Raw genomic sequence first — 12,095 nt, 5'->3', positions numbered from 1 at the left:
CTTTCAGACCACGATGTTCAGCAGCGAGCCTGGACGCAGGATTTTCTGCGGCTGGGCGTCCGGCTGCACGAACGGCCGCGCGGGGGCCTGGCGCTGCGGTTGGGCCTGGGTCTGAGCCTGCATCTGCACCGACGCCGCGGACTGGACCGGCCGCGTGGGGGCTGCTTCGCCGAGCGCCGCCTGGAAGAAGGCCGAACGCGTTGCGGCGCCGCTCGACGGGGATGTCGAGGCGGACCTGGCGGGGACGGACGGCAAGCCGGCGGGACGGACGGTGCTCATGACTCGATGTCTAGCATGGTTAACCGAAAGTCTGCGAGCATGGTTAGCAGTCGGTTAACGCCGGAGCCCGCGACGTGTCAGCGCAGGCGTGGGGCGGGTTTTCGCCTTGCGTCCTTCGAGGCCCTCCGTCGGAGGGCGCCTCAGGATGAGGGCATCCCTATCTATTCCTCATCCTGAGGCGCGAGCCGCAGGCGAGCCTCGAAGGACGCAGAGAGACTCCTTCAGAGTCCTGAGTATTCAACGCGCCTTGGACAGCAGCTCTTCGGCCGCATCCGGCGTCAGGGGGCCGGTGTGCTTGGCCAGGATCATGCCGTCCGAGCCGATTAGATAGGTCTCGGGGACACCGGTGACGCCAAATTCCAGCCCCGCGCGGCCGTCGCGATCGACCAGCCGGGCGGCGAACGGGTCGCCCAGGCGGTTGAGGAAGGCGTAGGTATTGGGCGGGGCGTCCTTGTAGGCGATGCCGACAATGCGCACGCCCTGGGCTTTCAGGGCCATCAGTTGCGGATGCTCCACCTCGCAGGGCGCGCACCACGAGGCGAAGAAATTGACCAGCATCGGGCCCTTGGCGGCCACCCGCAGCGGAATGCGCTGCTCGCTGGACAGGGCCGGCAGGGACAGGCCCGGCATGGGCTTGCCGACCATGGCGTGGGGCGAGACCTTGGGATCGCGCTTGAGGGCGTAGCCGGCGAACAGCACCGCCAGGGCGGCCAGCACGATCAGCGGCGTAAAAGCCAGCCAGCGCTTCATGCCGTGGGCGTCCTGGCGGCGTCGCGGGCCCGCAGCTCGGCCTCGCGGCGCTGAACCTCGGCCTTCCAGCGCCGGGCGCCCAGCAGGCTGTCGGCGATCATCCAGACGAAGGCGAGCACGCTGAGGGCGAAGGCGGGCCAGACATAGACGGCATATTTGCCGGCGTCGAAATCGAACGGCATTTTCAGCTCTCCGCCACGCGCAGGGCCAGGGCCCGGGCCCGGCGGCGCCAGACCAGGGCGCGGATGCGCACCAGCCACAGCGATCCGAAGGCCGCCAAATAGGCCAGGCTCATGACCAGCATCGGCCAGGCATAGACCGCCGGCAGGCCGTTGCCGGGCTTGGCCAGCAGGGTGGAGGAGCCTTGGTGCAGGCTGTTCCACCAGTCGACGGAAAACTTGACGATCGGCAGGTTGATCAGGCCGATCAGGGCCAGGATCGCCGCCGCGCGGGCGCCCTTCTGCTCGTCTTCGAGCGCGCCGCGCAGGGCCAGATAGCCCAGATAGAACAGCAGCAGCACCAGCACCGAGGTCAGGCGCGCGTCCCACACCCACCAGGTTCCCCACATCGGCTTGCCCCACAGGGAGCCAGTGACCAGGGCCAGGGCGGTGAAGGCCGCGCCCAGCGGGGCGCAGGCCTGAGCGGCCGCGTCGGCTAGAACGTGGCGAAACACCAGGGACAGGAAGCTGGCGATCCCGAGACACAGATAGACGAACATCGACAGCGAGGCCGCCGGCACATGGATGAACATCATCCGCACCGTGTCGCCCTGCTGATAGTCTTCCGGCGCGGCGAAGGTCAGGGCCAGGCCGATCGCGGCCAGCAGGGCGGCGATGACGCCAAACATCGGCGCCGCCCACCGCGAGAAGGCCATGAACCGCTCGGGGTTGGTCAGGAAATCAAAGACGTGCAGCGGATGACGGGCGTCCATGGGGTGCTGATTAAAGCGCCCGACGAACGCCCGCAATGCGTATCGGCGTTATTGGCCGGACTTGTCCTTGTCGGCAGGCGGACGCTTGGGCCCGGGTCCGCCCATCGGCGGGCCGTCCTGGCCGGTCTTGTCATGGTCCATCATCATGCGCGGACCGCCCCGACCCTGACCCGGGCCCATGGCGTCAAAGGCCTTTTGCTGGCTGGGGGTCAGGACCGCATAGAAGGTCTTGGTGGCCGCCGCCTGTTTCTGGAAACCGTCGGCCATTCTGGCCATGTGCGCGGCCTGGCGGTCGAGGCGCTCGGGCGTGGTCATCGGCTTGTCGGCCTTGTCCAGGTCGTCCGGCTCCATCGGACCCCTCATCGCCTTGCGAGCGGTGGCGTCGAGATAGGTCTTCAGGGCGGCGTCCTGGTCGGGGCGCAGCTGCAGCAGGTCGCGCAGGCGCTGGGCGTGGGCGGCCGGATCGCCGTGGGGGCCGTGACCCCGCATCCCGTCCATGGGCGGCGGCCCCTCGCCGGGGGCGGGCGACGGGGCTGGAGAGGGTTGCGCCATGGCGACGCCGCCCGAGAGGGCGAGAAGGACGCTGGCCGTCAAGGCCAGCCGGCGCGTGGAAGTCCGCATGATCAAGTTTCCTGATAACGAAATCTGCCGGCAGCATGCTCATCGCGGTATGGCGACAGGATGTCAGTCTGGGAGAACAATGTTACAGGGCTGAAGCGGGCCGGACGGCTCCTGTCTCAATCCAGGGCGTTGCGACACGCTGCGGCCATGGCCAGGGGACTGAGCGCGATCGCCGCCGCGCAATAGGCCAGCAGCAGATAAAGGCCGCCGGTCCAGGCCAGGCCGCTGGCCAGGGCGTCCAGGGCCCCGGCTCCGAAGATCACCGGCGGCACATAGAGCGGCAGGACAATCACCGCCACCAGCAGACCGCCGCGCCGGCTGCCCAGGGCCAGACTGGCGCCCAGTCCGCCCAGGAAGGCGAAGGCCAGACCGCCGGCCAGACCGCACAGCACCAGAAGCGGGATGATCTTCGGATCGGCCCCCAGGGCCAGGGCGGCGATCGGGGCGGCCAGGGCCAGGGGCGCGCCCGAGGCCAGCCACTGGGCCAGGCACTTGGCGACGGCCACGGCCTCCAGCGAAGCTGGGCCCAGGGCCAGCAGGTCCAGGGCTCCATCCTCGAAATCGCGTTCGAACAGACGCTCCAGCGACAGCAGGGCCGCCAGGGCCAGGGCCAGCCAGGCGATGCCCGGCGCGATCACGGCCAGCCGCTCGGGCCCGCGGCCGGCGGCCAGGGGCAGAAGGGTGACGACGCACGCATAGAACGACAGGGCCAGCAGCGGTCCGCCGCCCTTGCCCCAGGCCAGGGTCAGTTCGCGGCGCAGCAGGATCAGGAAGGCGCTCATGCGCCGACCCTGACATCACGGGCCGGGACGGGCAGGGGATCATGTACGGCCGCCAGGATCATGCCGCCGCCGTTCAGGTGCTCGGCCATCACGGCCCCGAAGACCTGGCGGTGGCCGGCGTCCAGCGGCGCCATCGGCTCATCCAGCAGCCACAGGGTTCGCGGACTGGCGACCAGCCGCGCCAGGGCCAGGCGACGTCTCTGACCGGCCGACAGCCGGCGCACCTCCAGCTCCAGCAGGCGATTGAGGTCAAACCGCTCGGCCGCCGCCCGGGCCCCGGCCTCGTCGCCGCCGGTCCACAGGGTCTGGAAGCGCAGTTCCTCCCAGGCCGAGCGGCTGGATTTCAGGCCGTCATGGTGGCCGACCATGTGCAGTTGCTCGGCGCGGGCGGCCTCAGCGTCGAGACCCTCGAAGGTGATCTGCCCGGCCTCGGGCCGCAGCAGGCCGGCCACGGCGCGCAGCAGGCTGGTCTTGCCGGCGCCGTTGCGGCCGGTCAGGGCCACGGCCTCCCCCGATCCGAGGGACAGATCCAGGCCCGAGAACAGCCGCCGCTCGCCGCGCGCGATCGCCAAATCCTTAATGAGAACAGCTCTCAACATGCCATGTCCCTGACCGGCGCATGGACGTTCCGCGCGAGCAGCGCTAAGAAGCCCTCGGCCGTCACCCTCCAAATAGTCAGGGGCGTACGCGGCGCGGGGATGGACGCTGTGGGTCCGCCTCGATCGCGCGATCCCGGGAGTGGTTTTCTGACGGCCGTGGACAGAGAAGGGATCCCCCGAAATGGCGTCTGTAGACAGCCTTAAAGCCCGCCGCGAACTTGTCGTCGGCGGCAAGACCTACGTCTATTACAGCCTTCGCGCCGCCGAGGAAGCCGGTCTGACCGGTGTTTCTTCGCTGCCGGTCTCGATGAAGGTGCTGCTGGAAAACCTGCTGCGCAACGAAGACGGCGTCTCGGTCAGCGAACCGGACCTGTCGGCCGTGGCCGCGTGGCTGCAGAACAAGGGCGCGGTGGAGCACGAAATCAGCTTCCGCCCGGCCCGCGTGCTGATGCAGGACTTCACCGGCGTTCCCGCCGTCGTCGACCTGGCCGCCATGCGCGACGCCATGGTCGCCCTGGGCGCCGATGCGGCCAAGATCAACCCGCTCAACCCCGTCGACCTGGTCATCGACCACTCGGTGATGGTCGACAATTTCGGCGACGCCAAGGCCTATGACGCCAATGTCGCCCGCGAATATGAGCGCAATATCGAGCGTTACCGCTTCCTGCGCTGGGGCTCGTCGGCCTTCAACAACTTCCGCGTCGTTCCCCCGGGCACCGGCATCTGCCACCAGGTGAACCTGGAATATCTGGCCAAGACGGTCTGGACCAACGAAGTCGACGGCGAAACCTTCGCCTATCCCGACACCGTGGTCGGCACCGACAGCCACACCACCATGGTCAATGGCCTGTCGGTCCTGGGCTGGGGCGTGGGCGGCATCGAGGCTGAAGCCGCGATGCTGGGCCAGCCGATCCCGATGCTGATCCCCGAGGTCATCGGCTTCAAGCTGACCGGCGCCATGCCGGAAGGCGCGACCGCCACCGACCTGGTGCTCACCGTCACCCAGATGCTGCGCAAGAAGAGCGTGGTCGGCAAGTTCGTCGAATTCTACGGCGACGCCCTGGCCAACCTGACTCTGGAAGACCAGGCCACCATCGCCAACATGGCGCCGGAATACGGCGCAACCTGCGGCTTCTTCCCGATCAGCGCCGCCACCATCGCCTATCTGAAGGGCACCGGCCGCGAAGCCGATCGCGTCGCCCTGGTCGAGGCCTATGCCAAGGAGCAGGGTCTGTGGTGGGAGCCGGGCACGCCCGAGCCGACCTTCACCGACAATCTGGAGCTGGATCTGTCGGCGGTTCTGCCGTCGCTGGCCGGCCCCAAGCGTCCCCAGGACCGCGTTCTGCTGACCGAAGCCGCCAGCAAGTTCGCCGAGTCTCTGGTCGGTGAATTCGGCAAGGCCGACAGCCCTGGGCTGCGTGCGCCGGTGGCGGGCGAAAACTTCGACGTCGGTCACGGCGACGTGGTCATCGCCGCCATCACCTCGTGCACCAACACCTCCAACCCCTCGGTGCTGATCGCCGCCGGCCTGCTGGCCAAGAACGCGGTCGCCAAGGGTCTGAAGGTCAAGCCGTGGGTGAAGACCTCGCTGGCCCCCGGCTCGCAGGTGGTCACCGACTATCTGCTGAAGGCCGGCCTGACCAAGCATCTGGACGCTCTGGGCTTCAACCTGGTCGGCTACGGCTGCACCACCTGCATCGGCAATTCGGGTCCGCTGCCGGAAGCCATCAGCAAGACCATCAGCGACAATGATCTGGTCGCCTGCTCGGTCCTGTCGGGCAACCGCAACTTCGAAGGCCGCGTGAACCCCGACGTCCGCGCCAACTACCTGGCCTCGCCGCCTCTGGTGGTGGCCTACGCCTTGGCCGGCACGATGAAGATCGACCTGACCACCGAGCCCCTCGGCGAAGGCAAGGGCGGCAAGCCCGTCTATCTGAAGGACATCTGGCCTTCGAACGAGGACATCGCCGCCCTGCAGCGCAAGTCGGTCACCGAGAAGATGTTCGCCACCCGCTATGGCGACGTCTTCAAGGGCGACAAGAACTGGCAGGGGATCAAGATCACCGGCGGCCAGACCTATGCCTGGGAAGGCGACTCCACCTACGTCCAGAACCCGCCCTACTTCCCGAACATGTCGATGACCCCGACTCCGGTCACCGACATCGTGGAAGCCCGCGTCCTGGCCGTGTTCGGCGACTCGATCACCACCGACCACATCAGCCCGGCCGGTTCGATCAAGGCCTCGAGCCCTGCTGGTCAGTACCTGATCGACAACGGCGTCCAGCCCATCGACTTCAACGGTTACGGCGCCCGTCGCGGCAACCACCAGGTCATGATGCGCGGCACCTTCGCCAATATCCGCATCCGCAACCGCATCACCCCGGACATCGAAGGGGGCGTTACCAAGCACTTCCCGTCGGGCCAGGTGATGTCGATCTACGACGCGGCCATGAAGTACCAGGAAGAGGGTCGCCCCTCGGTGGTCTTCGCCGGCAAGGAATACGGCACCGGCTCGTCGCGGGACTGGGCCGCCAAGGGCACCAAGCTCCTGGGCGTCCGCGCGGTGATCACCGAAAGCTTCGAACGCATCCACCGTTCGAACCTGGTCGGCATGGGCGTTCTGCCGCTGCAGTTCATCCAGGACGGCTGGCAGAAGCTGGAACTGACGGGCGAGGAAATCGTCTCGATCCGCGGCCTGCAGGACCTGGCGCCGCGCAAGCAGCTGATCGTCGAGCTTTACCGCCCGACCGACGGCCGCATCGCCCGCTTCCCGGTGCGTTGCCGTATCGATACCCCGACCGAGCTTGAGTACTTCAAGAACGGCGGCGTGTTGAACTACGTGCTGCGCAATCTGGCGCGCGCCGACTAAGGCGACGCGTCAGCGTTGAATGCGATCAAGCCGGGTCCTTTGGGGCCCGGCTTTTTCGTTTAGCGCCCTGCGTCCTTCGAGGCCCGCTTCGCGGGCGCCTCAGGATGAGGGTTTCAGGGGCGCAAACGTCCCCATCCTGGGGTGCGAGCCAGCGGCGAGCCTCGAAGGACGCACGACCCCTTTGCAAAAGAAGCCCACTTCACGGTCTCGTGAACGGCCTTCCGGGGTGATCTTGGCTTAAGTGCCACGCAATGCGTAAGGTCGCCCTTTCCCTGATCTGTCTGGCTCTCTCGGGCCTTGTTGCGACCGCCGCCTGGGCCAAGCCTCCGGTCGTCGTCGAGCTGTTCACGGCTCAAGGCTGCTCGTCTTGCGGCAAGGCCAACCAGTTGGCCGCCGACCTGGCCGATCGCGACGGCGTTCTGGCCCTGACTTATGCGGTCGATTACTGGGATTATCTGGGCTGGAAGGACACCTTCGCCAAGCCCGACTTCGCCGACCGCCAGCGCGCCTACGCCAAGAAGTTTTCCCTCCGCGACGTGCCGACGCCCCAGATGGTGGTGGATGGCCGCGTCCAGGCCTCCGGCGCCAAGGCCGAGGCCGTCGAGGATCTGGTCGAGACCGCGGCCAACGCGCCGTCCAACCCGCCCGACATGCTGTTCATCGGCAAGGCCCGCGTCGCGGTCGGCTCGGGCCCCGCACCGCGCGGCGGGGGCGAGGTGTGGATGGTGCGGTTCGATCCGCGCGAACAGCAGATCGCCGTCCGCCGCGGCGACAACAAGGGCCAGACCCTGGTGCAGCGTAACGTGGTGCGCGAACTGGTCCGGCTGGGTCCCTGGTCGGGCCGACCCAAGCTCTATCGTCTGCCCAAGGCGACGGAAGACGATCTGGAGACCGTGGTGATCGTTCAGGGCGCCAAGGGCGGCCGGATTCTCGGGGTTCTGGACACCGCCGAGCGTTAGGCCCTTTCCGTCCTGACGACGTCAGGACGGCTCTCCCCTCCACACGCAAAAAACCCGCGCGGTGAGAGGGGACACACCGCGCGGGCTCTTGGGGTTCTTGTCGTCAACGGACCGGTTTCGATGCCGGAGAGGGCTGGGGGGCTGTTCAGGGCCCCGGCGCCGAACCGGTCGGCTGACCCTTGGTTTATGCGGGGTCATCCCGGCGCTGAAACGGTCAAACAAAGGTCGTTTCAGGGCGGGACGTGGCGAACGCAAGGCAGGGCCGGATCGGGTGTCCAGACACGGAAAAGCCCGCGCGATAGGGGGGAATATCGCGCGGGCTCATCGGGGAGGGGTATGTCTGTCGGCTGACCGGCCCGCGATCGAGGGGGGGCTGGGGGGGCTGTTCAGGGTCCAGGACCGTAGGACGTCCGATCAGCCGACACTGAATTTATGGCGACGCAAACAGGCGGCCGAAGGTCCAAAATAAGGTTCTTTCGCGGCGCCCCGTGACGGGTCTGTTGCATTTTACCTCGGCGTGGCCGCGATGACACGCTCGCCAGATCCCGTGATTTGGGCTTAGGATTCGTCCGATGGCGCTGGATTCCCAATCCCCGTCCGCTCCCTCGCCCGGTGGCGTGACCTTTTTCGAGCGGCGCGAGCTGGACCAGCTGATGCGTCTGTATGGCCGGATGGTCGCTGCGGGCGAATGGCGCGACTACGGCATCGCCGGATTGTCGGACTGCGCGGTGTTCTCGATCTTTCGCCATGCCGCCGAGGCGCCGCTCTATCGCGTCGAAAAGCGCCCGGCCCTGGCCCGCAAGCAGGGGGCCTGGGCCGTGATCGGCCAGGGCGGCATGATCCTCAAGCGCGGCCACGAACTGGCCCAGGTGCTGAAGCTGTTCGAGAAGGGCAAGTTCTCGGTGGTGGATTAGGGGCTTAGAACGCAAACGCCAGCTTGGCGCCTACGAACCGACCGTCATTGTCATAGCCCCGCGCCGTGCCCATGCCGCTGTCGTCGGCGCTCGGCTTGAGGCCGCACAGCACGCCGGCCGAGGCCACGGGGCCGTTGCCGGCGATCCGGCTTTCCACCGAGGTCTTGGCGATCCCGCGCGGCCGTTGCACGGGGGCGTTGGCGTTGCGCACGGGCACGGAGAGGTCCGGCCTGGAGCTCTGCATCGCCGCGTCCGGCGTCAGCGACATCATCGGGGCCTTGGCCGGGATCGCATAGGGCCTCAGGCTCATCGTCTCGGCGTGAGCGGTTCCAGCGACGACGACCAGAACAAGGCCGGCCAGAAAGGTCAGGGCGCGGGTCATGAAATCCTCGAAGCGGCTGTTCGTGTCCCCGCCCCCAAGGTGGCGCCAGCGCATGGTCTCGTCGAGTCCCACCCACGAAAAAGCCCCGGCGGTTTCCCGCCGGGGCCCATCGTTTTCGGTCCGATCAGGATCTAGCGGCGCGAGCCGAAGATGCTGAGCAGGAACTGGAACAGGTTGATGAAGTTCAGATACAGGTTCAGCGCGCCGTAATTGGTGGCCACCGCCATCGAGTTCTGGTCGCCGCCCATTTGGTAATAGGCCATCTTCAGCTTCTGGGTGTCGTAGGCGATCAGGCCCGCGAAGATGAACACGCCCAGGATGCTGATGATGAAGCTCAGGCCCGGCAGGCGGAAGAACATCTGGGCCAGCGAGGCCAGCACCAGGCCGATCAGGCCCATGATCAGGAAGCTGCCAAAGCCGGTCAGGTCCTTCTTGGTGGTGTAACCAAACAGGCTGAGGCCGCCAAAAGCGATGGCGGTGATCATGAAGGTCGAGGCCACCGAGGCGCCGGTATAGGCCAGCAGCCAGACGCCCGAACCCGCGCCGATCGAGGCGACCAGCGCCCAGTACAGCGCGCCGGACGATTTGGCGGTGGGGTTCTTCATGGCGAACATCGCCACCAGCATCATCGCCAGGGGCGCGAAGCGGATGATCGTGCCGGCCATGGTGAAGCCGGCCAGGCGGCCATCGGGGGTCAGGACATACAGCAGGCTGGCCACCGGCTGATAGGCGCTGGTCAGATAGGCGAGGCCGGCGGACAGCAGGAGCCCCAGGGCCACCTTGTTGTAGACGCCGAGCATGAAGCTGCGCAGGCCGGCGTCAACCGACATATCGGCGCGATCCGCCGGGATCGAGCGCGCATAGCCGCGGTTGAGGTCGTTCATCGAGGGAAAACCCTTTGATTGCATCGCGCCCGACATGGACGCCTGACGAATATCGGCATCCTTGGCCTTTCGCGCAAGGTATGGCTGTTGAGACGGACGCCGGAGCGCTTAAATAGGTCCCAACAGAAATCAAAAACGGGCGGGCGCGCATGGACTATTCGGAACTGGGACGAACCGGCGTGAAGGTCTCGCGCTGCTGCCTGGGCACCATGACCTGGGGCTCGCAGAACAGCGAAGCGGAGGCTCACGCCCAGATGGACTACGCGCTCGAGCGCGGGGTCAATTTCTGGGACACCGCCGAGATGTATTCCAGTCCGCCCGACCCCAGCACCCAGGGCAATACCGAGCGTCATATCGGTTCGTGGCTGCAAAAGACCGGCAAGCGAAACGAGATCATCCTGGCCTCGAAGGTCGCCGGTCGCGGCAGCGCCTTTGGCGGCCTGACCTGGATGCGGTCGGACGGCTCGCCGACGCGGCATACCCGGGCCCAGATCGACGAGGCCGTGGAAAACTCGCTCAAGCGCCTGAACACCGACTATCTGGATCTCTATCAGCTGCACTGGCCCGACCGGCCGGTGCGGGTGTTCGGCGGCCAGACCTTCAAGGACTATGAGCAGGACTACGAGACCTTCGGCGACATTCTCGAGGCGCTCGACGCCCATGTGAAGAAGGGAACCCTGCGGGCCATCGGCGTGTCCAACGAGTTTCCCTGGGGCGTGATGCGTTTCCTGGCCGAGAGCGAGACCCGCAACCTGCCGCGCATCGCCTCGATCCAGAACGCCTATCACCTGGCCAACCGCACGTTCGAATATGGCCTGGCCGAGATCGCGATGCGCGAACAGGTCGGGCTGCTGGCCTATTCGCCGCTGGCTCAAGGGGCCCTGACCGGCAAATATCTGGATGGCGCCCTGCCCGAGGGCTCGCGCAAGGCGCTCTATAACCGCATGCAGCGCTATGAAGGTCCGGGCGCCGAGGCCGCGATCCGCGCCTATGTCGACCTGGCCGGCAAGTTCGGCATGGATCCGGCGACGCTGGCCCTGAAGTTCTGCGACGCCCGCCCGTTCGTGACCTCGACGATCATCGGCGCGACGTCGATGGACCAGTTGAAGATCGCGATCGACGCCTTCGACCTGACCTGGACCGACGAGCTGGAAAAGGCCGTCAACGCCATCCACGCGGCCCAGCCCAATCCTTGTCCTTAATGCTCCGACTCTTTACCGCCATCGCCGTGCCGCCTGAAATCGGTCAGGGCCTTCTGTCCCGCCAGCACGGCATCGAGGGCGCGCGGTGGCGGCCGCAAGCGGCGTTTCACATCACCCTGAAGTTCATCGGCGACGTGCAGGAGCCGGTGGCGGCCGAACTGGACGAGGCCCTGGCCCAGATCGAAGCGTCGGCCTTTGACCTCGACCTGGCCGGTGTCGGGTCTTTCGGGGAAGGCGCCGACATCCATGCGGTCTGGGCCGGGGTGGGCGAAAGCCCCGCCCTGCGGCGCCTGGCCAAGGCCAACGAACGGGCCGCCCGCGGAGTGGGCCTCAAGCCCGAGGCGCGGCTCTATACGCCGCACGTCACCCTGGCCTATCTGAAACGCCCATCCGTTCCCGAGGTCGGCGCCTGGGTGCAGGCCAACAACCTGCTGCGCTCACCGCCCTTCCGGGTGGACCGATTTGGCCTCTATTCCAGCTGGCGAACCAGCGAGGGCTCGGCCTACCGGCTCGAGCGGGAGTATGGGCTGGGCTAGACCGCCGCGTGGTCTTTCAGCACCCCCAGCGGGACGATGGCCAGAAGCTCCTCATGCGAGGCCTCCAGCACCACCTGCGGGGCCATGCCGGCGTCGAGGGCGTCCTTCCAGCGACCGGCGCACAGGCACCAGCGATCGCCGGCCTTCAGGCCGGCAAAGGCGAATTCCGGACGCGGCGTGGACAGGTCATTCCCCGCAGCCTTGGAGAAGGCCAGGAAGTCGTCGGTCATCACCGCGCAGACCGTGTGCAGGCCCAGATCATGCGGACCGGTCTCGCAGCAGCCGTTGCGATAGAAGCCCGTCACCGGGTCCAGCGAGCAGGGGATCAGCTCTCCGCCCAGGACGTTGCGAGCGGTCTCGTCATAGCGCGTGGTCATGTCTCGATCC

15 protein-coding genes are annotated in these 12,095 nt (G+C 67.0%); 5 read left to right on the top strand and 10 right to left on the bottom strand.

The genetic code is table 11. The features are described 5' to 3' along the window. Positions 1-3 precede the first annotated feature (3 nt). The 7 genes from ACW18B_RS03080 to ccmA all read right to left on the bottom strand — a co-directional run bounded on the left by ACW18B_RS03080 (position 4) and on the right by ccmA (position 3,962). Positions 4-279, bottom strand: a complete 276-nt coding sequence (locus tag ACW18B_RS03080; protein WP_492049446.1) for a hypothetical protein — start codon at positions 277-279, stop codon at positions 4-6. 237 nt (positions 280-516) lie between these two features. Beyond that, positions 517-1,029 (bottom strand): DsbE family thiol:disulfide interchange protein, encoded by a 513-nt coding sequence (locus ACW18B_RS03075; protein WP_492049444.1) that lies wholly within the window; start codon positions 1,027-1,029, stop codon positions 517-519. Continuing rightward, complete coding sequence (gene ccmD, locus ACW18B_RS03070) at positions 1,026-1,211, bottom strand: heme exporter protein CcmD (RefSeq protein WP_492049442.1); 186 nt, start codon at positions 1,209-1,211, stop codon at positions 1,026-1,028. Before ccmD ends, ACW18B_RS03075 begins: the two co-directional genes overlap by 4 nt. 2 nt (positions 1,212-1,213) lie before the next feature. Further along, positions 1,214-1,960, bottom strand: a complete 747-nt coding sequence (gene ccmC / locus ACW18B_RS03065) for a heme ABC transporter permease CcmC (RefSeq protein WP_492049440.1) — start codon at positions 1,958-1,960, stop codon at positions 1,214-1,216. Positions 1,961-2,008: 48 nt separating this feature from the next. Continuing rightward, entirely contained in the window at positions 2,009-2,581 is a 573-nt protein-coding gene (locus tag ACW18B_RS03060) for a Spy/CpxP family protein refolding chaperone (RefSeq protein WP_492049438.1), read from the bottom strand. A 116-nt stretch (positions 2,582-2,697) separates the two neighbouring features. Further along, positions 2,698-3,363 (bottom strand): heme exporter protein CcmB, encoded by a 666-nt coding sequence (gene ccmB, locus ACW18B_RS03055; protein ID WP_492049437.1) that lies wholly within the window; start codon positions 3,361-3,363, stop codon positions 2,698-2,700. Next, entirely contained in the window at positions 3,360-3,962 is a 603-nt protein-coding gene (gene ccmA / locus ACW18B_RS03050) for a heme ABC exporter ATP-binding protein CcmA (RefSeq protein WP_492049435.1), read from the bottom strand. Before ccmA ends, ccmB begins: the two co-directional genes overlap by 4 nt. A gap of 181 nt (positions 3,963-4,143) precedes the next feature. Here ccmA and acnA point away from each other — a divergent pair, with 181 nt between their 5' ends. The 3 genes from acnA to ACW18B_RS03035 all read left to right on the top strand — a co-directional run bounded on the left by acnA (position 4,144) and on the right by ACW18B_RS03035 (position 8,704). Next, positions 4,144-6,831, top strand: coding sequence for an aconitate hydratase AcnA (acnA, locus tag ACW18B_RS03045; protein WP_492049433.1), 2,688 nt, complete (start codon positions 4,144-4,146; stop codon positions 6,829-6,831). Between the two features lie 251 nt (positions 6,832-7,082). Next, a complete protein-coding gene (locus ACW18B_RS03040) occupies positions 7,083-7,790 on the top strand; it encodes a DUF1223 domain-containing protein (protein WP_492049432.1) in 708 nt (235 codons plus the stop codon). A 572-nt stretch (positions 7,791-8,362) separates the two neighbouring features. Beyond that, entirely contained in the window at positions 8,363-8,704 is a 342-nt protein-coding gene (locus ACW18B_RS03035; protein ID WP_492049430.1) for a DUF2794 domain-containing protein, read from the top strand. 4 nt (positions 8,705-8,708) lie between these two features. On the opposite strand, the gene ACW18B_RS03030 is transcribed toward ACW18B_RS03035, so the two are convergent. Together ACW18B_RS03030 and ACW18B_RS03025 are read right to left on the bottom strand one after the other, a co-directional pair. Next, on the bottom strand, positions 8,709-9,086 hold the full coding sequence (locus ACW18B_RS03030) for a hypothetical protein (protein ID WP_492049428.1): 378 nt from the start codon (positions 9,084-9,086) through the stop codon (positions 8,709-8,711). A 131-nt stretch (positions 9,087-9,217) separates the two neighbouring features. Further along, complete coding sequence (locus ACW18B_RS03025; protein WP_492049427.1) at positions 9,218-9,970, bottom strand: Bax inhibitor-1/YccA family protein; 753 nt, start codon at positions 9,968-9,970, stop codon at positions 9,218-9,220. A 149-nt stretch (positions 9,971-10,119) separates the two neighbouring features. Between ACW18B_RS03025 and ACW18B_RS03020 the strand changes: the two genes are divergently transcribed. Together ACW18B_RS03020 and thpR are read left to right on the top strand one after the other, a co-directional pair. Continuing rightward, positions 10,120-11,172, top strand: a complete 1,053-nt coding sequence (locus ACW18B_RS03020; protein ID WP_492049425.1) for an aldo/keto reductase — start codon at positions 10,120-10,122, stop codon at positions 11,170-11,172. After that, positions 11,172-11,708, top strand: coding sequence for an RNA 2',3'-cyclic phosphodiesterase (gene thpR, locus ACW18B_RS03015; RefSeq protein WP_492049423.1), 537 nt, complete (start codon positions 11,172-11,174; stop codon positions 11,706-11,708). The genes ACW18B_RS03020 and thpR overlap by 1 nt, the downstream gene beginning before the upstream one ends. Here the strand turns inward: thpR and ACW18B_RS03010 are convergent. Then, complete coding sequence (locus ACW18B_RS03010) at positions 11,705-12,085, bottom strand: DUF2237 family protein (RefSeq protein ID WP_492049421.1); 381 nt, start codon at positions 12,083-12,085, stop codon at positions 11,705-11,707. The two genes, thpR and ACW18B_RS03010, sit on opposite strands and share 4 nt — an antisense overlap. Between the last annotated feature and the right edge of the window lie 10 nt (positions 12,086-12,095).

The organism is Caulobacter sp. FV2ps19 (assembly GCF_058681035.1).
This window is presented reverse-complemented; position numbering and strand designations above follow the sequence as displayed.

Excerpts from the sequence above, each read along its gene's own strand:
- ACW18B_RS03080 (WP_492049446.1), bottom strand. The coding sequence starts at position 279 with ATGAGCACCGTCCGTCCCGCCGGCTTGCCGTCCGTCCCCGCCAGGTCC.
- ACW18B_RS03075 (WP_492049444.1), bottom strand. The coding sequence starts at position 1,029 with ATGAAGCGCTGGCTGGCTTTTACGCCGCTGATCGTGCTGGCCGCCCTG.
- ccmD (WP_492049442.1), bottom strand. The coding sequence starts at position 1,211 with ATGCCGTTCGATTTCGACGCCGGCAAATATGCCGTCTATGTCTGGCCC.
- ccmC (WP_492049440.1), bottom strand. The coding sequence starts at position 1,960 with ATGGACGCCCGTCATCCGCTGCACGTCTTTGATTTCCTGACCAACCCC.
- ACW18B_RS03060 (WP_492049438.1), bottom strand. The coding sequence starts at position 2,581 with ATGCGGACTTCCACGCGCCGGCTGGCCTTGACGGCCAGCGTCCTTCTC.
- ccmB (WP_492049437.1), bottom strand. The coding sequence starts at position 3,363 with ATGAGCGCCTTCCTGATCCTGCTGCGCCGCGAACTGACCCTGGCCTGG.
- ccmA (WP_492049435.1), bottom strand. The coding sequence starts at position 3,962 with ATGTTGAGAGCTGTTCTCATTAAGGATTTGGCGATCGCGCGCGGCGAG.
- acnA (WP_492049433.1), top strand. The coding sequence starts at position 4,144 with ATGGCGTCTGTAGACAGCCTTAAAGCCCGCCGCGAACTTGTCGTCGGC.
- ACW18B_RS03040 (WP_492049432.1), top strand. The coding sequence starts at position 7,083 with ATGCGTAAGGTCGCCCTTTCCCTGATCTGTCTGGCTCTCTCGGGCCTT.
- ACW18B_RS03035 (WP_492049430.1), top strand. The coding sequence starts at position 8,363 with ATGGCGCTGGATTCCCAATCCCCGTCCGCTCCCTCGCCCGGTGGCGTG.
- ACW18B_RS03030 (WP_492049428.1), bottom strand. The coding sequence starts at position 9,086 with ATGACCCGCGCCCTGACCTTTCTGGCCGGCCTTGTTCTGGTCGTCGTC.
- ACW18B_RS03025 (WP_492049427.1), bottom strand. The coding sequence starts at position 9,970 with ATGAACGACCTCAACCGCGGCTATGCGCGCTCGATCCCGGCGGATCGC.
- ACW18B_RS03020 (WP_492049425.1), top strand. The coding sequence starts at position 10,120 with ATGGACTATTCGGAACTGGGACGAACCGGCGTGAAGGTCTCGCGCTGC.
- thpR (WP_492049423.1), top strand. The coding sequence starts at position 11,172 with ATGCTCCGACTCTTTACCGCCATCGCCGTGCCGCCTGAAATCGGTCAG.
- ACW18B_RS03010 (WP_492049421.1), bottom strand. The coding sequence starts at position 12,085 with ATGACCACGCGCTATGACGAGACCGCTCGCAACGTCCTGGGCGGAGAG.